This is a genomic window from Hymenobacter terricola (genome assembly GCF_017921975.2).
Classification (GTDB): domain Bacteria; phylum Bacteroidota; class Bacteroidia; order Cytophagales; family Hymenobacteraceae; genus Hymenobacter; species Hymenobacter terricola.
On the sequence record NZ_JAGEMO020000015.1, the window covers coordinates 56,875 to 76,214 of the forward strand.

A 19,340-nucleotide genomic window follows, 5' to 3' on the forward strand; every position below is an offset into this window, starting at 1 on the left:
GCCGCGGCGGGACCTTTGTGAGGTCAAAAGTCAACCCCTTTATCTCTCTAAAAAAGACAGCATGAGCACCATCAAAAAAGTAGCCCTGGGCAGCCAGGGCCTGGAAGTACCCGTCGAAGGCCTGGGCTGCATGGGCATGACCACGCTGGCCGGCATGAACGTGTACGGCACCGCCGACGAGGCCGAAAGCATTGCCACCATTCACCGCGCCCGGGAGCTGGGCGTGAACCTGCTGGACACCGCCGACCTCTACGGCCCGCTGCTGAACGAGCGGCTGGTGGGCAAGGCCATTGCCGGCCAGCGCGACAAGTACCTGCTCGCCACCAAATTCGGCTTTGAAGTCGACGACAACGAGACGCTGACCTGGGGCTTGAACGGCCAGCCCGAGTACGTGCGCAAGGCCATCGAACGCTCCCTGCGCAACCTGGGCACCGACTACGTGGACCTCTACTACCTGCACCGCCTCGACCCCAACACCCCGATTGAAGACACCGTGGGCGCCATGAGCCGGCTGGTGGAAGAAGGCAAAGTCCGCTACATCGGCCTGTCCGAAGTTTCGGCCGACATCATTCGCCGCGCGCACGCCGTACACCCCATCACGGCCCTGCAAACCGAATATTCGCTCTTCGACCGCGGCGTGGAAGAGGACGGCGTGCTGCAGGCCACGCGCGATATGGGCATCGGCTTCGTGGGCTATTCGCCGCTGGGCCGGGGCTTTTTGTCGGGCGAGATTACGAAGTTTGAGGACTTCGAAGCCACCGACATTCGCCGCAACCTGCCCCGCTACCAGGGCGAAAACTTCACCAAAAACCTGGCTTTGGTGGAGAAAGTAAAAGCCCTGGCCACGGCCAAAGGCGTCTCGGCCTCGCAGCTGGCGCTGGCCTGGGTGCTGGCGCAGGGCGTGGTGGCCATTCCCGGCACCAAGCGCCGCAAGTACCTGGAAGAAAACGTGGCCGCTGCCAGCTTCCAGCTAAGCCCGGCCGAGCTGGCCGAATTGGAAGCCATGATGCCCGTGGGCAGCACCGCCGGCGCGGCGTACGTGTAGGATTTTTGACTCCGAAAAGAATAACAGAACGTCAGTCTGCGTAAAAGAACGTCATGCTGAGCGCAGCCGAAGCATCTCTACCGCGCAAGTAATTCAATCGTTGCAACGAAGGCGGTAGAGATGCTTCGACTCCACTCTGCATGACGTTCCATATTATCCGTGTAATGTCACCATACTCATGAAAAACACCTCCAGGGATTTTCGCGTGCTGAATACCGTGACGGACTACACGCGGTTTTTCGGGCTGCCCGCGCCCGCGCATCCCCTGCTCACGATTATCGACCTGGCCGAGGCCTGCGGCTGGGCCCGCGACCAGAACCTGCCCCCGGTGACGACCCCCGTGGTGCAGCAATTCTACACCGTGGCCCTGAAACGGGGCCTGAAAGGGCCCCTCTACTATGGGCACCAGTCTTATGATTTCAGCGATGGGGTGCTGTTTTTTCTGGCGCCGGGCCAGGTCTTTGCCGTCGATGAAGCGCTGGATACTTCCGAGGTGAGCGGCTGGCTGCTGGTGTTTCACCCGGACCTGCTGCGCAAGTACCCGCTGGGCCAGAAAATCGCCACCTATGGATTCTTCTCCTACGAAGTGCACGAAGCCCTGCACCTGTCCGACCGCGAAGAAAGCGTGCTCAATGGCCTCATGCAGAGCATCCAGGGCGAGTACGAGCGGCCCATCGACGCCTTCAGCCAGGACGTGCTGATTTCGCAGCTCGAAGTGCTGCTCAACTACGCCAACCGCTTCTACCACCGCCAGTTCCTCACCCGCCGCACCGCCGAGCACGACCTGCTGAGCCGCTTCGAAACCCTGCTCACCGCCTACTTCACCCAAGAAGCAGAAAAGCCGCTGCCCACCGTGCAGTACTTCGCCGATGCCCTGCACGTTTCGCCCGCCTACCTCAGCGACATGCTGCGCACCCTCACCGGCCAAAACACGCAGCAGCACATCCACCACGCCCTCATCGAACGCGCCAAGGGCTTGCTGCTCAGTACCTCGCTCACCATCAACGAAACGGCGTTTCAGCTGGGGTTTGAGTATCCGCAGTATTTCACCCGGCTCTTCAAAAGCAAGACCGGCCTGACGCCGGCTGCCTTCCGGTTTTCGGCACACTAGCGCCCGGCCTTACCTTGCGGGTAAAAAAAACGCCATGCACGCCCTTCCCGCGCCGCGGCGGCAGCTCCAGTATCGCACGGTGTTTCGTTCGGCCATCACGGGCCTGACCACCGGCGTCGGCTACGCCGTCCTGCAAAACCTGCTTTCGGGCCACGATGCCCGCCAAAGGGTGCTCAACGGCCTGGTGGCGGGCTTTTGCATTGGCGCGTCGGTGGGCGTGGGGGAGGCTTTTTTCTTTCCTGCGCGGTTTCGCCGCCTGCCGTTTTTTCGGCTCTGGCTGGCCCGTAACCTGCTTTATACCAGCACAAGTGCCTTTTGGCTGCTGGCCGTGGTGGTGGCTTCGCGCATGTATTTTCAGGGCCTGGCGCCGGCGGCCGCCTTCCGCGGCTACCTCACGGCGGGCCATTTTCAGGTCGATTTTATTTTCGCCGTTTTCTTCAGCTTTCTCTTCGTGGCGGTGCAGCAAATCACCACCCTCCACGGCCCCGGCCAGCTTTTTAAGTTCGTGAATGGCACCTACCACCAGCCCCGCGAGGTAGACCGCATTTTCATGTTCGTCGACATGAAATCATCGACCACCATCGCCGAAACGCTCGGCAACCTCACCTACAGCCGCTTCATCCAGGACTTTTTCTACGACCTCACCGACGCCATTCTGGTCACCAAAGCCGAGGTATACCAGTACGTGGGCGATGAAATAGTGCTGGCCTGGCCCCTGGCCGTGGGCCTGGACAACGCCAATTGCGTGCGCTGCTTCTACCTGATGCAGGACGCCATTGCGGCCCGCCGCGATGCCTATTGCGAGCAGTACGGCTACTTTCCCACCTTCAAAGCCGGCCTGCACGGCGGCAACGTGGTGGTGACGTGGGTGGGCGAGGTGAAGAAGGAAATCGTGTACCACGGCGACGTGCTGAACACCACGGCCCGCATCCAGGCCCTCTGCAACGAGCTGCACCAGGACCTGCTCATCTCCGAAACCCTGCTCAACCAGCTCGGCCCCATTCCCTACGTGAGCGCCACCCGCCTCACCACCTTATTGCTACGCGGCAAGAAGCAGGAAGTGACCTTGTACGGGCTAAACCGGGTGGAACAGGAGGAAGTGGTAGAACAGGAGTAGCGCGGACAGAAAAAGCACGTCATGCTGAGCGGAGCCGAAGCATGACGTGCTTTTTCTGTCCGTCCGTTTACTACCCGTCAATTATTTCGCCGCCCTACTATCAGGCTTGAGCGTGCGGCCCAGCCACTCAAAAAACACCCGCTGCCAGAGCACGGCGTTTTGCGGCTTCAGTACCCAGTGCCCTTCGTTAGGCAAATACAGAAACCGGCTCGGAATGCCGCGCAGCTGTGCTGTGCCGAAAGCTTCAATCCCCTGCCCATCGGGCACCCGGAAATCTTTGCCGCCCTGGATGACGAGGATGGGCGTGTCCCAGTTTTTGGCAAACATCTGGGGGTTGAATTCCTGGTAGGATTTGTTCGGCGTGGCATCCCAGGGCGCGCCGCCCATGTCGTGCTTGGCGAAGAACATTTCCTCGGTGCTGGGGTACCAGCTGGTGAGGTTGTAGAGGCCGTCGTGGGCGATGAAGGTCTTGAAGCGGCCCTCGTGGTGGCCGGCCAGGTAGTACACCGAGTAGCCGCCGTAGCTGGCGCCCACGCAGCCGCGCCGGTCCTTGTCCACGAACGGCTCTTCGCTGATTTTGTCAATCGCCGAGAGGTAATCCCGAATCGGCTGGCCGCCCCAGTCGCCCGAAATGGCATCGTTCCACGCGCGGCCGAAGCCGGGCAGGCCGCGCCGGTTGGGCGCCACCACAATGTAGCCGTTGGCCGCCATCAGCTGGAAATTCCAGCGGTAGCTCTGGCTCTGGGTGATGGGCGATTGCGGGCCGCCCTGGCAGTAGAGCAGCGTGGGGTACTTCTTGGCGGGGTCGAAATCGGGCGGGTAAATCACGTACACCTGCATTTGCTTGCCGTCGGTGGTGGTCACGCGGCGGTCCTCCACCTTGCCCAGCCTGATGCCGGCCAGCTCCTGCTGGTTGATGGTGGTGAGCGGCGTTTCCTTGCCGGTTTTCAGGTCGAGGCGCACCACATCGGCGAAGGCCGAAAGGGTGGTACGGTTAGCCACGGCCTGGTCCTTGCCCACCAGCTCAAACGAGTTGTAATTCTGCGCTCCGGTCGTAATCTGGCGGATTTTGCCGCCCTTGCCCGGCACCGAAAACAGCTGCTCCGCGCCCATCACCACGGCCATGAAGTAGATGGTTTTGCCATCGGCGCTCCAGCGCACGTTGTTGGCGCTCAGCTCCGAGCCTTTGGTGATGTCCTGCCGTTTTTTGGTGGCGAAATCAACCACCACGATGCCGTTGCGGTCCGATTCGAAGCCGGGCGTGGCCATGCTCAGCCAGGCCACTTGCCGGCCGTCGGGCGCGAAGCTGGGCTCGGTGTCGTAGCCGCCCAGGCCCTCGCTCAGGTTCACGGTTTGGGCGTTGTGAATGTCGTAGAGGTAGATGTCGGCGTTGGTGCTTTCGGCCTCGGCGCGGCCCGTGAGCTTGCGGCTGGTGTAGGCAATTTTGTAGCCGTCGGGCGAGAAAGCCAGCTGCTCGGCGCCGCCATCCGGCAGCAGCGGCGAGTCGAATTTTTCGCCGGCCATCAGGTCCTTGCCGTAGCCTTCGGGCTTGCCGTCGGCGGCAATCGGCTGAAAGAAAACGTGGCTGGCGAGGTGGTCGTCCCACACGTTCCAGTGGCGGTAGTTCAGGTCGTCGATGATTTTGGCGTCGGCCTTGGGCAGGTCCGGGAACATATCCAGCGTGCTCGGACTCGATTTCACGTCCTGGGTGTATAGGATGAAATTGGCCTTCGGCGCGTATTTCAGGTTGCTCAAGCCTTGGTCGGGAAACTCGCTCAGCTTGGTTTTGCCGCTGCCGTCGGCGCTCATCACGTAAAGCTGGTCGGTGCCGCTCTCGCCCGAGACGAAGGTCAGCTTGCCATCGGGCCGCCAATTGAGAGTGGTTTCCGAGCCGGGCGTATCAGTGAGGCGTTTGGCCGTGCCACCGGCCACGGGCACGGTCCAGATGTCGGCGTTGCCTTTGTTTTCGGCCAGGTTGTACCGGGTCACGGTGTAGGCCACGGTCTTGCCATCGGGCGACACCTGCATTTCGCCCAGGCGGCCTAGCTGCCAGAGCTTTTCGGGCGTGAGGACGCTGGGGCTGGGATTTTGGGCGGCGGCCGCCAGCGGCAGCAGCGCCAGCGCCGTGAGGAGGAGCTTGTTCATGGGCGAAAATTACGCCTCAGCGCGAGATGCCTGGCCCGTTGGCTTTCTGTTGAGAACAAATTCAAATTATTAATTATTTATACATTTGGCCTTGTATCATTTTATTTCGCTCGTTATGAAGATGCTAGGTCGGATTGCCACGATTGCCGCATTGTGGAGCTTGCTTGGGCTGCTAGTAGCCGCACCGGTGCTGGCGCAAACGCCCGCCACCCCAAAAAGAAGCCTGCCGCCCATCCCCGGCCTGGGCCCCGACCCAGTGCTGCCCGTCAACGCCACGCCCGCCCAACAAGCCGAGTTCAAAAGCCTGATGGCCGAGCGCACCCGCCAGCGCTGGAACTATATCCTCACCGATTCCGTGGCCCGCGCCAGGGTGCTCAACGAAAAGCCAAACGCCCTGCTGGTCGAAACCGCGAAGGGCCGCAAACCCGGCACCGCCCTCGACGCCGACATGGGCGAGGGCCGCAACGCCATTTACCTGGCCCAGCAGGGCTGGCAGGTGACGGGCGTCGACGTGGCCGAAAAAGCGCTGGCCTACGCCCAGGCCCGGGCCAAAAAACTGGGCGTGAAAATCACCACCGAAGTGGCCGATATGGCCAAATACGACTGGGGAACCAACAAATGGGACCTGATTGTGCTGAGCTATGCCGGCGGCCGCGAATACGCCGACCGCGTGATGAAGGCCCTGAAACCCGGTGGTATTGTGGTGCTGGAAGCCTTTCACATGGATGCCACCAACCGGCTGCAAGTCGTGGGCGGCGACTACCGGGTGTTCTTCAAAACCGACGAATTGCCCAAGCTCTACACCGCCGCCGGCCTGAAAATTGTGCGCTACGAAGAGCCCATCGGCACGGCTGACTTTACCAAAGAAAACCTGCGCCTGGTGAAAATGGTGGCTCAAAAACCGTAGCCAACCGCAAGTGCGCGGGTCCCGGCAGGTAGACCAAGCCGCTCAAAAGAAAGCCCTGCCAACACAATTGGCGGGGCTTTCTCTTTGCGGGGGTGACAGCCACTGTTGGCGCTAGCGCGCAACAAGCAGCCAAAGTACTAAGAATTGGCCTTCTTCCGGCCCGAGCCACCGGTTTTTTTTCCGCCGCCGTCGTTTTTATTCACCGTGGCCCAGGCGCGGGCTTCGGCTTCGTCCTTCGGCACGCCCCGGTTCTCGTAGCCTTCTTCAATGTGCTCGGCCTGGCTTTTCTGCTTGTCGGTGTACTTTGATTTATCTCCCTGAGGCATGGCTGGGGGTGAGTTTAAAAAAGTGGAAGGAAAACGGCCCGTTGTACCGGACCACGGGCTTTTTACGCGGCCGGCAGGGCCGGAGTTAGGCCGGGCATCCTATCTTCGCCCCGGTTCTGGCCATTTCAACCTCCCTCATGCGCCACGTCGCCGACATCCCCCATCCCGCCGTCAAAATCACGCTCCTGGCCTGGAATGGCAAGTTTCTGCTGAAACTGGAGCAGGGCAACCTGGAACAGACCTATAAAGTGGCCGAGCTGGACTTGCTCACCGGCACCGACGCCGAGGCGCGCGAGCTGCTGGACGACGAATTTCTCGCCGCCGCCATTGCCCGTTTTCAAGCCATGCGTGCCGATTTGCAGGCCGCTTTCGACCGCCACGAGTTGCGCTGAAACAGTTCGCATTTCCGCTAAATACCCACGCTCCCATGTCTAAAATCTGCACCCTGCTGCTGGCCCTGCTGGGCGTGCTGGCTGCCAATTCGGTTTCGGCCCAGCTCTACGACGTGCGCCCCGGCGACGTGAACTACAACAAAGGCGCCCGCGCCGCCCTCAAAGTGCAGGTCGATGGCAAAGCCTCCGACGTGCGCGATTTCTTCCAAAGCTGGATGAAGAGCAGCTACAACGTCAAGTTTAAGAACGGCGGCGTGCTGGGCCTGGGCAAAAGCGACGTGCTCGCGGCTCGCCAAACGCCCGCCAGCACCATCTCCGGCAAGCTCGTCGACCTCTACGCCACCATCGTGGCCCCCTCCGATTCGGTGACCGAAGTGGCCGTGTTCGGTGGGTTCGACGACAACACGTTCTTCGACCCCGACAAGACGGCCACCGAATACAACGCCCTGCGCGGCATCGTCCAGAACTTCGCCGGGGCTGCCCGCCTCAAGGCCTACCGCGACATGATTGCCGAAGCCGAGAAGAAGCTGAAAGCCACGGAAAAGGAAAAAGAACGGCTCGAAAAAGAGCGGATTTCGCTGCAGAATAATACCGCATCGAACCTGGCCCGCATCGAGGAACTGAAGAAGAAGAATATCGAAAACCGGCGGCAAGTTACTGCCGATTCGGTTTCGCTCCTCAAAAATGCCCAGCTGCTGGACGAAAGCCGCCAGCGCCTGCAGCGTCGACGCGACCGTCTTTCCGCTCTCGACCGCAAAAACTAGCCCCCGCACGGGCCGTACTCAGGTCATGGACAACCCCAATTCGCCCCTCGATACCCTGCGCCAGCTCAAGGAAATGCTGGACGCCGGCGCCCTCACGCCCGCCGAGTTTGAGGCCCTGAAACAACAGCTGGTGTTCAGCCGCACCGGCACCGCCGGTCCTCCCGCCGGTGCCGGGCCGGTCCCTCCAGCGCCCGCGTCGCCCGCGGTTTCGTCACTTCCACCAGTGGCGGAATCATCTTCGCTTGCCGCTGAAACCGTTGGGGCCACTGAGCCGCCGGCCGATGCCGCGACCAGCAGCGACGAGCCCGACCTCGCAGCAATAATTCCGCCCGCGCCGTTTTTGTACTCGCCCACAATGGAGCCGATGCCGTTGGCGGAGCCGGTTCCAGGCTGGTCAGAAACGGCGGAATTGCCGGAGTCGGAATCATTGCCAGCCCGCAATCCGCTGGCCCTCATTTTGTCCATTGGCGGCGTGTTGGTGTTTTTGCTGGTGGTGCTGTACCTCTCGTTCAACCGGCCGCCGTCCGAGCATATTTCCAGCACCAGCCAGACTGCCGCCGATTCGCTGGCCGCGCCCATCGAAACCGGCCCGCAGGTAGAGCAACTGCCCCAGCCCGAAGCCGTGCCCGAGACTGTGCGCGTTGCCCCGGCCCACCCCGCGCCGCGCGTGCAGCCCCAGCCGGCGCCTGCCGCCCGCGACTCTGCCGCGGCTCCGTCGCCCGCCGCTACTTCCGATTCAGCTGCTAGCCAGTAATTGCCATTTTGCCACCGATGAGGTTGTTTCGATGTAGGTCAACGTATTGGATAATAAGGCCGTATGCAAGCTCCCTGCCCCGCCGGCTGGGAGCTTCTTTGTTTCCAGTACGTCCTTCTATTTTCCCTGCATGTCGTTTCCCCGCTTGTTCTCATCCGGCTTGCCGACCTTCGCGGCTGCTACGGGCCTGCTGCTAAGCGCCTGCTCGTCACCGTCTGGCAAGACCGAAAGCGCTACGGCCACGGCCATCGCGCCCGACTCTGCCACGGCCGGTACCAGCGTGGCTCCGGCCAATTCGCCGCTGCAAGTGGTGGCCGAATTCAACGACCCGCAGATGGTGGGCGTGGCCGTGGCCCCCGGCGGCCAGGTATTTGCCTGCTTTCCGCGCTGGGATTGGAATCCCTCGTTTCCGATTGCCAAAGTTGGCCCCAACAGCACCCTCACGCCCTATCCCAACGCGGGCTGGTGCACCTGGAACGACTCCGTAAAATCCGAACCCCTCAAGCATTGGATTTGCCCGCAAAGCGTATTTGCCGATAAATCGGGCATGGTTTGGATTCTCGACCCCGCCGCGCCCGGCCTGAAATTTACCGTGCCCGGTGGCCCCAAACTGGTCAAAACCGACCCCAAAACCGGCCAGGTCCTGCTCACCATTCCCTTCTCGGAAAGCGTAGCCCCGCGCAAATCCTACCTCAACGACGTGCGGATTGACCTCCAGAACAACTACGCCTACATGACCGAGTCCGGCATGGGCGCGCTAGTGGTCACCGACTTAAAAACCCTGAAATCCCGTCGCTTGCTTGCCAGTCATCCGTCCACTAAAGCCGTGAAAGGGCTGGTTATCAAAGCAGCTGGCCATGCCATGCTCGACCTGCAAGGCAAACCTGCCCAGTTCAACGCCGACGGTATCGCCCTGAGCGCCGACAACGCCTACCTCTACTACTGCCCACTCACCGGCCATACCCTCTACCGCATCAAAACCGCCGCCCTGCGCGACCCTGCCCTGAGCGAGGCCCAACTCGGCCAGCAGGTGGAAACTGTGGGCGAAATTCCCGCCAGCGATGGCCTCGAAATCGACGCCGCTAACAACGTCTACCTCACCTCCTTCGAGCAGAGTGCCTTACTGCGCCGCACGCCCGCCGGCAAAATCGAAACCGTAGTGCAGGATGACCGCCTGCAGTGGCCTGACACCTACAGCTTTACCGCCGATGGTAACCTGTACGTCACCAACTCCGCCATTCACAAAACGCCCAGCTGGAACAAGGGCGTCGGCCAGCCCCGTCCGCCGTTCCGCATCTTCAAAATGGCCCTACCGAAATAGCATCTGCCGATTCTGAATTGTCGTTTTACAAACGCAGAAAAGCCGCCTCCTTATCGGAGGCGGCTTTTTTAATGAGTCTCGGGCGTAATCGGGCCACGGCTTACCGCGCGGCTATCGGCTGAATTTTGACGCCCTTCTGAAAAATATCGAACTTCTCATTGCGGTGGGTTAGCACATCCATGCAATGGTGATGGCGGCGGTTCATGGTATCGTGCACCGTGTAAACGCCATCGAGCTTGGGCGAAAGGCCGCGTACGTGCACTTTTTCGCCAAATTTAAAGGGGCCGCCCCAGGGCTTCAGCAAGTCGCGCGACAGAGCCATCCAGCGCTTTTTGCTCCCGTAGTGCGGTTTGATGCGAGAATTATCGGCCGTGACAAACGGCTCGCTATCCGTTTGGCCCGGTATGGCTTGGTAACAGGTGGCAGTCACGGTGTACGTGAGGTTGCGCGCCACCAGCGCTTTGGTTTTGGATACGTGCCGCGTAATAGTTCGCCGGTGAGCTAGAAAGCCTTCCATTCCCAACGCATTAGCCGTGGGCGTGGCATGAAAAAACGGCGTTGTGAGGGCCGTGGCGGCAATGAGTAGGTCTGCTAGTAGCTTGGCATTATTCATTCATATAGGGTTCGTAAGGCCACCATGTTGCCCGGTGGAATAGGCCCGGCCCGGTATTGCGAAGCGAGCAGAAAGGGGTTAACGGTTTGATACATAGATAAGTTCTCGGAAAAATAAATATCCAATTCGGATGCTGCTTTACAGGTTATTAGGCAATAGCATGGTGAAAAGTTTATATAAATTCCGCCTCGGGAAATCGCTGTATGGAGCGCAGGCCGTTGTGGAGTAGCGGCCAGAAAGCAGTTCGCCGCCATGCGGGTCAGATAAGAGTAAATCGCGGTATCCCTGCAATTTTTGATAAATTGAACCTTCAAGCAACTCGCCGATACCGTCCTGTCGTTATAAAGGTATTGATTATCAGACGAATTTGTGCAATCGAATTTAGGTTTTTACCTGTCTGATAAGCTTATTACTTTTACGTCGCCTTAACATAAGCTGAATTCCCAATGGACGCCTATTCCTATATCGCCAACGCTGACGCGGCGGCTATCGAAACCTTGTACCAAGCCTACCAGCAGAATCCTGAATCGGTGGATTTCGGCTGGCGCAAGTTTTTTGAAGGCTTTGACTTCTCGCAGCAGTTTCCGGAAGGTGCGCCTGCCGTCCCCGCTACCAACGGCGCCGTGGCCAACGGCAGTACCAACGGTGCGCCCGCCGCTGCCAAAGCATCACCTGGCCCCGTGCCGCAGCCCGACGATTACGGCGTGCTCGAAACGGCTGCCTCTACCAATAACGCGCCCAGCCTGAGCAGCGGCGAAACGATGGCGAGCGACAAGGAAACGGCCGTTCGTAACCTCATTCACGCCTACCGCAGCCGGGGCCATCTGCGCGCCAAAACCAACCCCGTGCGCGAGCGCAAAGACCGAAAAGCCCGCCTTGATTTGCCCAATTTTGGGCTGAGCGAGGCCGATATGGACACGGTGTTTAAGAACGGCGAAGGCCTGGGGTTGGGCCCGCAGGCCACGCTGCGCGATATTGTGGTGGCGCTGGAAAAGATATATACCGGCCCCATCGGCTTCGAGTACATGTACATCCGCGACCCGCAGGTGCTGGACTGGTTCCGCGAGAAAGTGGAGCACGACTCGCTGGCCTTCAACCCTGGCGTGGAGTACAAAAAGCGCATTCTGAAGAAGCTGAACGAGGCCGTAGTGTTTGAGAACTTCCTGCACACCAAGTTTTTGGGGCAGAAGCGGTTTTCGCTCGAAGGCGGCGAAACGACCATTCCCGCGCTGGATGCCATCATTGGCAAAGGTGCGGAGCTGGGCGTGAAGGAGGTGATGATTGGCATGGCCCACCGCGGCCGGCTCAACGTGCTGGCCAACATCATGGGCAAGACCTACGAGCAGATTTTCTCGGAGTTTGAAGGCACCGCCGTGCCCGACCTTACCATGGGCGACGGCGACGTGAAGTACCACATGGGCTACAGCTCGGAAGTAGAGGCCAGCGGCGGCCAGAAAGTCAACCTGAAACTGGCCCCCAACCCCTCGCACCTGGAGGCGGTGAACCCGGTGGTGGAAGGCTTCGTGCGGGCCAAGATTGAGCACCAGTACGACGGCGACTACCACCAGATTCTGCCCATTCTGATTCACGGCGATGCCGCGTTGGCGGGCCAGGGCATCGGGTATGAGCTGACCCAGATGTCGCTGCTGGAAGGCTACAAGACGGGTGGGACGGTGCACTTCATCATCAACAACCAGGTTGGCTTTACCACCGATTTTGAGGATGCCCGCTCCTCGATTTATTGCACCGACATCGCTAAAATCATTGATGCGCCGGTGGTGCACGTGAACGGCGACGACCCCGAGGCCGTGGTATTTGCCGTGCAGCTGGCCACGGAATACCGCCAGCAGTTCCACGCCGATATCTTCATTGACATGGTGTGCTACCGCCGCCACGGCCACAACGAGTCGGACGAGCCCAAGTTCACGCAGCCCACGCTCTACAACCTCATCTCGAAGCACCAAAACCCGCGCGAGGTGTACAACACCATGCTGGTGAGCCGGGGGGATGTGGACGCCGAGCTGGCCGCTCAGATGGACAAGGAGTTCCGCGAAACCCTCCAGGCCCGCCTCGATTTGGTGAAGCAGAAACCCCTTCCATATAAGTATCAGGCCCTGGAAAACGAATGGCGCAGCCTGCGCCGCTCCAATTCCGAAGACTTCGACCAGTCGCCCGAAACGGGCATTTCGGCCGAAGTGGTGGAGAAAGTGGCCAAGGCCCTGACCACGATTCCGGATGGCTTCAAGCCCATCAAGCAGATTGATAACCTGCTGAAGGAGCGCCGCAAGATGTTCTACGAAACCCGGGTGCTGAACTGGGCGGCCGGCGAATTGCTGGCTTACGGCTCGCTGCTGACCGAGAAGCACATTGTGCGCGTGAGCGGCCAGGACTGCCAGCGCGGCACGTTCTCGCACCGCCACGCGGTGCTGCACGACGCCGAGACGTCGGCTCCCTACAACTCGCTGAACAACATTGAAGGCGAAAACGAGAAGCTGCGCATCTTCAACTCGCTGCTGAGCGAGTACGCGGTGCTGGGCTTCGAATTCGGCTACGGCATGGCCAATCCCACGGCCCTGGTGGTGTGGGAGGCGCAATTTGGCGACTTTGCCAACGGGGCCCAGACCATGATTGACCAGTTTGTGGTGAGCTCCGAAAGCAAGTGGCAGCGCATGAACGGCCTCGTGATGCTGCTGCCCCACGGCTACGAAGGCCAGGGCCCGGAGCACTCCAACGCCCGCCCCGAGCGGTTCCTGCAGCTGGCCGCCGAAAACAACATTGTGGTGGCCAACATGACCACGCCGGCCAACTTCTTCCACGCCCTGCGCCGGCAGCTCACCTGGAGCTTCCGCAAGCCGCTGGTGGTAATGTCGCCGAAGTCGATGCTGCGCCATCCGCTGTGCGTGTCACCGATTGAGGATTTCACCGGCGGCCGCTTCCGCGAGGTGCTGGGCGATGAATTTGCCGAAGCCAAAAAGGTGAAGCGCGTGCTGCTGTGCTCGGGCAAAGTGTACTTCGACCTGCTGGAAGAGCAGCGCAGTTCCGACCGCAAGGACGTGGCCATCGTACGGCTGGAGCAGCTGCACCCCTTCCCCAAAAAGCAGCTCGATGCCGAGCTGGCCAAGTACCCCAAAGCCAAGGTGTACTGGGTGCAGGAAGAGCCCGAAAACATGGGCTACTGGAACTATATGCTCCGCTTCATGCGCCGCGATTTGGAAGAAGTGATTTCGCGCAAGCCCTCGGCCTCGCCGGCCACGGGCTACAACAAAATCCACGTCAAGGAGCAGAAGGACCTGGTGGCCCGCGCCTTCGACAAGCCCAAAGAGGCCGTGGCCGATGGCAACATCAAGGCCACCGCAGAAGCGGCTAAAAAGCTGGACTAGCCCCGCCAGCAGTGGTTGCTCTGCCCGAGCGGCCTCGTTATTTCCGGTGCGGGGCCTGCCCATTGCGCACCTTTGCATCAACCTCAGACAAACACCTCAATTCCCGCCACCCTAGTTTATGGCCCTCGAAATCAAAATTCCCGCCGTTGGCGAATCCATCACCGAAGTCACCATTGCCAAGTGGCTCAAAAAGGACGGCGAGGCCGTGAAACGCGACGAAGTCATTGCCGAGCTGGAGTCGGACAAGGCCACGTTTGAGCTGCCCGCCGAGGCCGATGGCGTGCTGAAAATCCGCGTGGCCGAGGGTGAAACCATCGGCATCGGTACCATCATTGCTGATTTGGATGGTGCTGCCAATGGCACGGCGGCGCCGGCAGCGGCCCCAGCGGCACCAGCACCTGCCGCGGCTGCTTCGGCTGACCCGATTAATCAAGGTGAGGAAAACCCGAAGGCCAGCGCCCAGGCCGGCTACGGTGGCACGCCGGAAGGTGGGGCAGCAGCCCCGGTGGCCGCCGCTCCCGCCACGGGTGGCGGTTCAATCGAAATAAAAATCCCCACCGTGGGCGAATCCATCACGGAAGTGACGGTGGCCAAATGGCTGAAGCCCGACGGTGCCCAGGTAGCGCGCGACGAGGTGATTGCCGAGCTGGAGTCGGACAAGGCCACCTTTGAGCTGCCGGCCGAAGCCAGCGGCACGCTGCGCCACGCCGTGAAGGAAGGCGAAACCATTGCCATTGGCACCGTGATTGCGCGGATTGAAGGAGGGATATCGGGGGGTGATGCTCCGGCTCCAGCTGCCCCTGCTGCCGCGCAAGCGGCACCCGTTGCGGCGCTGGCCTCGTCGCCCGCCAGCAGTGGCGCGGCCACTTATGCTACGGGCGTGCCTTCGCCGGCCGCTGGTAAGATTTTGGATGAGAAAGGCATTGCGACCAGCGATGTGGCCGGCACCGGCCGCGATGGCCGCATCACCAAAGAAGACGCCCAGAACGCGCAGACCAGGCCCGCTGCGCCAGCGCTTCAGGCCGCCCCGGCGGCGGCCCCGGCCGCACCCGTTAGCAGTGCACCTGCGGCCAGCGGCAACCGCAACCAGCGCCGTGAGCGCATGAGCAACCTGCGCAAAACGGTGGCCCGCCGCCTGGTGTCGGTAAAGAATGAAACGGCCATGCTCACCACTTTCAACGAGGTGAACATGCAGCCCATCATGGACCTGCGCACCAAGTTCAAGGACCAGTTCAAGGCGAAAAACGGCGTGGGTTTGGGCTTCATGTCCTTCTTCACCAAGGCCGTGTGCGTGGCGCTCAAGGAGTGGCCCTCGGTGAACGCGCAGATTGACGGCACCGACATCGTGTTCAACGATTTCTGCGACATCAGCATCGCCGTGTCGGCGCCGAAAGGGCTGGTGGTGCCCGTGATTCGCAACGCGGAAGCGCTGTCGTTCGATGGCATTGAGAAGGAAGTGGTGCGCCTGGCCACGCTGGCCCGCGACAACAAGCTCACCATCGAGCAAATGACCGGCGGCACGTTCACCATCACCAACGGCGGCGTGTTTGGCTCGATGATGAGCACCCCGATTATCAACGCCCCGCAATCGGCCATTCTGGGCATGCACAACATCGTGCAGCGCCCCATCGCCGAAAACGGTCAGGTCGTGATTCGCCCCATGATGTACCTGGCGCTGAGCTACGACCACCGCATCATCGACGGCCGCGAGTCGGTGTCGTTCCTGGTGCGGGTGAAGGAGCTGCTCGAAGACCCCACGCGCCTGCTGCTGGGCGTGTAGCCCGGTTGCCTCCAGCCCGAATTCAGGCAAAGTAAAAAAGCCGGCCCAATTTGGGCCGGCTTTTTTACTTTGCCTGAATTCGGCTTCTGCTTGATGGCGGTACGCCTTATCGGCAGCATTTTTTGCGGCAATGCGCCAACGCGCCGCGCGCGCCGCCGTTAAACCAAGCTCACGTTCCTTCCCGTATGAAAACCTCCAAATCTTCTGCCCGGCCCGCCAAATTCTGGCCCGTCATGGGTTTCGCCACGCTGGCCGGCATGCGCAGCATGAGCGCCCCGGCTTTCCTGAGCCATTACCTCTCGCGGCAGCCCAGCAGCGGGCTGGCCGGCTCGAAGCTGCGCTTTCTGCAGAAGCCGGTTACGGCCAACGTGCTGAAGCTGCTGGCTGCCGGCGAGATGGTGGCCGACAAACTGCCCACCACGCCCGACCGCATTGCGCCGCCGGTGCTGCTGGGGCGGCTGTTGTCGGGTGCGCTGGTGGGGGCGGGCTGGTACAAGTCGCGCCACGGCAGTGCCATTGGCGGCGGGCTGCTGGGCGGGTTGGCCGCCGTGGCTGCTACTTTTATCAGCTATGCGCTGCGCACGGGCATCAGCAAGCAGTCGGGCACGCCCATTGCGCTGGTGGGCGTGGGCGAGGATGCCTTGGTGATGGCCGGTGGCGCGGCGCTGGTGCGCGGGCAGCAGCCGGCGCACGGCGAGTGGCGGCCCATGTAGGGTTGGGTTTGGCCGCCGCTTTGAGGGTGCCGCTGGCCTATGCCGGATGGCTGGCGAGTAATTTGGCGCTTCGATTACTAATGCGCGCCTATGCCACCGGTTATTCTGGGTATCAATTGTAGTGGGTTTCACTCCTCGGCCTGCCTGCTGGGGCCCGATGGGCAGGTGCTGGTGGCCATTACTGAGGAACGCCTGACCCGCGTGAAGCAGGACAAGTCGTTTCCGCGCCAGGCCATTCGCTACTGCTGCGAAACGACTGGCATTGCGCTGGAAGATATTACCGATGCCTTTATCGGCTGGAATCCGACCCCGTACCTCGCCAAGCCGACGCTGAGCCTGGCCACGGTTTTCCAGGACCGCGGCCAGCTCGCCCAGCTCACCCTCAATGAGCTGGCGGCGCTGCAAGGCGGCGTGGCTGGCATCGGCCAAATGCTGCACGGCTTGGGCGGCGGCCACACCCGGCTGCACTACGCCAACCACCACCACGCCCACCTGGCCAATGCGCTGCTGCCCTCCGGCTTCGCGGAGGCCGATTTCTTCATTGCCGATGGTTTTGGGGAAACCACTACCGGGCTAATTGGAACCGCTACGGCCGCTGGCCTGACAGAGCTGGCCGCCAACCGCACGCCGCATTCGCTGGGGTTATTCTATTCGGCCTTCACCGATTTTCTCGGCTTCCAGCCCAACGGCGACGAGTGGAAAATAATGGCGCTGGCGGCCCGTGGCAACTCGCAGGTTTACTACGAAATGCTCCGGCCGCTCGTCACCGTTTCGGGTCTGAGCTACGACGTGGACCTGCGCTATTTCGAGTTTTTCCTGCCCTTTACGCCGCATTACTATTCGCCGAAGCTGGTGGCGCTGCTGGGCCCGCCGCTGGCCCGCCACGCCGCACTCACTCCGCGCGAATACGACATTGTGGCCGCTGTGCAGCGCATTACCGAGGAAGTGGTGTTTGAGCTGCTGGCCAACCTGCACGCCCAAACCGGCCAGCGCCGCCTCGTGCTTGGCGGCGGTGTGCTCATGAATTCCGTGCTCAACGGCAAGCTGCGCCAGCACACGTCCTACGAGGAAATTTTCATCGGCGGCACGCCCGATGATACCGGCATCAGCGTGGGCAGCGCCTTGTATGGCCGGCGCTTCGTGCTGGGCGAAACCACGCCGCTTGCCGTCCCCAGCCGGCACAATTTCTTCGGCCGCGAATACTCGGAAGCCAGCATCGAAGCCGAGCTAAACCGGCGCAAGCTGCGCTACGAGCGCCCGGCCGATGTGGTGGCGGCCACGGCGGCACTGCTGCACCAGGCGCAGGTGGTGGCGTGGTTCCAGGGCGGCTCCGAGTTTGGCCAGCGGGCCCTGGGCCACCGCAGCATCCTGGCCGACCCCACGCGGGCCGACATGAAAGACCGGGTGAATGCCAGTGTGAAATACCGCGAAGGATTCCGGCCCTTCGCACCAGCCGTACCGGAGGAGCGCCAGGGCGAAATCTTCGATTTGCCGGCCGGCGAAACCGCGTATTTCATGGAGAAAGTATTTGCCCTGCGCCCCGAAATGCAGGCTAAACTCCCGGCCGTGACCCACGACGACGGCACCGGCCGCCTCCAGACCGTGCACGCCGCCGACAACCCGCTTTTTCATCGATTGCTGCTGGAATTCGGGCAGCTCAGCGGCCTGCCGGTGCTGCTCAATACTTCCTTCAATGTGAACGGGATGCCGCTGGTAGAGTCGCCGGCCGATGCCCTGGACTGCTACTTTCAGTCGGGGCTGGATGCGCTGGTGCTGGGGCCGTTTTTGCTGCGCAAGTAGCCGGGTTCGGCCGTGGTTGCTACTTCTTTTTTGCTGCGCCCGCCCAACACCACCAGCACCACGGCCGCCACAATCAGGGCCGCGCCGCCCAGCATCTGGGGGTTGAGGCTTTCGCCGGCGAAGGCCCAGCCGAGCAGCACCGCCACCACCGGGTTCACAAAAGCATAGGTGCCGGCCAGGGCCGGCTCCACGGCCCGCAACAGCCAGATATAGGCCGTGAAGGCCACAATGGAGCCGAAGCTAACCAAATACGCATACGCCAGCCAGGACTTGGCCGTGACCTGCGCCAGGGCAAAGCCCGACGCCTCGCCGCGCAGCAGGCCCACCACCAGCATGGCCGCGCCGCCGCACAGCATCTGCATGCCGCCGGAGGCGAAGGGGGAGGGGGCGGGCTGGTGGTTTTTGGCGTAGAGCGAGCCGATGGACCACACCAGTGAGGCCAGCAGCACCGCAAAAATGCCCAGGCCCGCGTGGCCCGGCTGTTTCACCGCCGTGGCCGTGGGGTGCGCGGCCAGCAGGTACATTCCCACCATACCGGCGGCCAGGCCCAGCGCCACCCATCTGGTGGGCCGGGGCGACACCCCGCTCAGCCACCCCAGCACCGCCAGAAACATGGGCACCGTGGCCACCAGCAGCGCCGTGATGCCGCTGGGCAGGTACAGTACCCCAAACGTGGTGCCGCCGTTGCCAAACCCCAGCAAACAAACCCCGATAGCGGCCGCAACCCCCCAGCCGCGCAGTGTGGGGGCCGGCTCGCCCCGCAGCCGCATGAAGCCGTAGAGCAGCCCGCCAGCCAGCCCGTAGCGCGTGCCCGCCATGAGCAGCGGCGGGATGCTGGCCACGGCAAACTTCATCACCAGATAAGTAGAGCCCCAGATGAGGTAGACCAGCGTAAAAGCCGTGAACAGCGCGGCCCGCGAAGGTGCGGCCGGGCCGGGATTAGAAGACATACAGAGTGGGTAGACGGTAATGGGAAAAGTCTTCGGCTGGTCCTGGCGCTGGTGGTTGGGAGTTAAGGGCCGGGCCATTTTTGGGTTGCGCGGGGCAACGGTGTGCCTGGCCGCCCAGCCCGGCTGATGCCGGCAGGCCTCGGACCAGCAAAAATAGCACATGGCTGCCAGCGGGTGGGCAATACCCCAGGCGGTGCTGGTTGAATTGACCCTGCTTCCATG

General features: G+C 61.7%; 16 protein-coding genes. 12 read left to right on the top strand and 4 right to left on the bottom strand.

Going from position 1 to position 19,340, the window contains the following annotated elements; genetic code table 11:
* Window positions 1-61: 61 nt before the first annotated feature.
* The 3 genes from J4G38_RS12050 (at window position 62) to J4G38_RS12060 (ending at window position 3,273) form a co-directional block, all read left to right on the top strand.
* The gene (locus J4G38_RS12050; RefSeq protein WP_210521054.1) at window positions 62-1,045 is read left to right on the top strand and encodes an aldo/keto reductase; all 984 of its coding nucleotides are present in this window, start codon (window positions 62-64) and stop codon (window positions 1,043-1,045) included.
* 178 nt (window positions 1,046-1,223) lie between these two features.
* A complete protein-coding gene (locus J4G38_RS12055) occupies window positions 1,224-2,156 on the top strand; it encodes a helix-turn-helix domain-containing protein (RefSeq protein WP_210521055.1) in 933 nt (310 codons plus the stop codon).
* A 34-nt stretch (window positions 2,157-2,190) separates the two neighbouring features.
* Window positions 2,191-3,273: an adenylate/guanylate cyclase domain-containing protein gene (locus tag J4G38_RS12060; protein ID WP_210521056.1), complete on the top strand. Its 1,083-nt coding sequence runs from the start codon at window positions 2,191-2,193 to the stop codon at window positions 3,271-3,273.
* Window positions 3,274-3,354: 81 nt separating this feature from the next.
* Here J4G38_RS12060 and J4G38_RS12065 read toward each other — a convergent pair whose 3' ends face one another.
* Window positions 3,355-5,418 (bottom strand): S9 family peptidase, encoded by a 2,064-nt coding sequence (locus tag J4G38_RS12065; protein WP_210521057.1) that lies wholly within the window; start codon window positions 5,416-5,418, stop codon window positions 3,355-3,357.
* A 115-nt stretch (window positions 5,419-5,533) separates the two neighbouring features.
* On the opposite strand from J4G38_RS12065, the gene J4G38_RS12070 reads away from it, so the two are divergent.
* Window positions 5,534-6,325, top strand: coding sequence for a class I SAM-dependent methyltransferase (locus tag J4G38_RS12070; protein ID WP_210521058.1), 792 nt, complete (start codon window positions 5,534-5,536; stop codon window positions 6,323-6,325).
* A gap of 137 nt (window positions 6,326-6,462) precedes the next feature.
* On the opposite strand, the gene J4G38_RS12075 is transcribed toward J4G38_RS12070, so the two are convergent.
* Window positions 6,463-6,651, bottom strand: a complete 189-nt coding sequence (locus J4G38_RS12075) for a hypothetical protein (protein WP_210521059.1) — start codon at window positions 6,649-6,651, stop codon at window positions 6,463-6,465.
* A 137-nt stretch (window positions 6,652-6,788) separates the two neighbouring features.
* Between J4G38_RS12075 and J4G38_RS12080 the strand changes: the two genes are divergently transcribed.
* The 4 genes from J4G38_RS12080 to J4G38_RS12095 all read left to right on the top strand — a co-directional run bounded on the left by J4G38_RS12080 (window position 6,789) and on the right by J4G38_RS12095 (window position 9,882).
* Entirely contained in the window at window positions 6,789-7,043 is a 255-nt protein-coding gene (locus J4G38_RS12080) for a hypothetical protein (RefSeq protein ID WP_168672096.1), read from the top strand.
* Between the two features lie 35 nt (window positions 7,044-7,078).
* Window positions 7,079-7,807, top strand: a complete 729-nt coding sequence (locus J4G38_RS12085; RefSeq protein WP_210521060.1) for a hypothetical protein — start codon at window positions 7,079-7,081, stop codon at window positions 7,805-7,807.
* Between the two features lie 25 nt (window positions 7,808-7,832).
* Window positions 7,833-8,561 carry an SHOCT domain-containing protein gene (locus J4G38_RS12090; protein ID WP_210521061.1) on the top strand — a complete coding sequence of 243 codons (729 nt, stop codon included), beginning with the start codon at window positions 7,833-7,835 and terminating at the stop codon, window positions 8,559-8,561.
* A gap of 130 nt (window positions 8,562-8,691) precedes the next feature.
* On the top strand, window positions 8,692-9,882 hold the full coding sequence (locus J4G38_RS12095; protein ID WP_210521062.1) for an SMP-30/gluconolactonase/LRE family protein: 1,191 nt from the start codon (window positions 8,692-8,694) through the stop codon (window positions 9,880-9,882).
* Between the two features lie 100 nt (window positions 9,883-9,982).
* Here J4G38_RS12095 and J4G38_RS12100 read toward each other — a convergent pair whose 3' ends face one another.
* Window positions 9,983-10,495 (bottom strand): RlpA-like double-psi beta-barrel domain-containing protein, encoded by a 513-nt coding sequence (locus J4G38_RS12100; RefSeq protein ID WP_210521063.1) that lies wholly within the window; start codon window positions 10,493-10,495, stop codon window positions 9,983-9,985.
* Window positions 10,496-10,941: 446 nt separating this feature from the next.
* Between J4G38_RS12100 and J4G38_RS12105 the strand changes: the two genes are divergently transcribed.
* The 4 genes from J4G38_RS12105 to J4G38_RS12120 all read left to right on the top strand — a co-directional run bounded on the left by J4G38_RS12105 (window position 10,942) and on the right by J4G38_RS12120 (window position 18,168).
* A complete protein-coding gene (locus J4G38_RS12105; RefSeq protein WP_210521064.1) occupies window positions 10,942-13,875 on the top strand; it encodes a 2-oxoglutarate dehydrogenase E1 component in 2,934 nt (977 codons plus the stop codon).
* A gap of 118 nt (window positions 13,876-13,993) precedes the next feature.
* Window positions 13,994-15,655, top strand: coding sequence for a 2-oxoglutarate dehydrogenase complex dihydrolipoyllysine-residue succinyltransferase (gene odhB, locus J4G38_RS12110; protein ID WP_210521065.1), 1,662 nt, complete (start codon window positions 13,994-13,996; stop codon window positions 15,653-15,655).
* Window positions 15,656-15,840: 185 nt separating this feature from the next.
* Window positions 15,841-16,368, top strand: a complete 528-nt coding sequence (locus J4G38_RS12115; protein WP_210521066.1) for a DUF4126 family protein — start codon at window positions 15,841-15,843, stop codon at window positions 16,366-16,368.
* Between the two features lie 90 nt (window positions 16,369-16,458).
* A complete protein-coding gene (locus J4G38_RS12120) occupies window positions 16,459-18,168 on the top strand; it encodes a carbamoyltransferase family protein (protein WP_210521067.1) in 1,710 nt (569 codons plus the stop codon).
* Here the strand turns inward: J4G38_RS12120 and J4G38_RS12125 are convergent.
* The gene (locus tag J4G38_RS12125; RefSeq protein WP_210521068.1) at window positions 18,117-19,118 is read right to left on the bottom strand and encodes an EamA family transporter; all 1,002 of its coding nucleotides are present in this window, start codon (window positions 19,116-19,118) and stop codon (window positions 18,117-18,119) included. The genes J4G38_RS12120 and J4G38_RS12125 overlap by 52 nt on opposite strands.
* Between the last annotated feature and the right edge of the window lie 222 nt (window positions 19,119-19,340).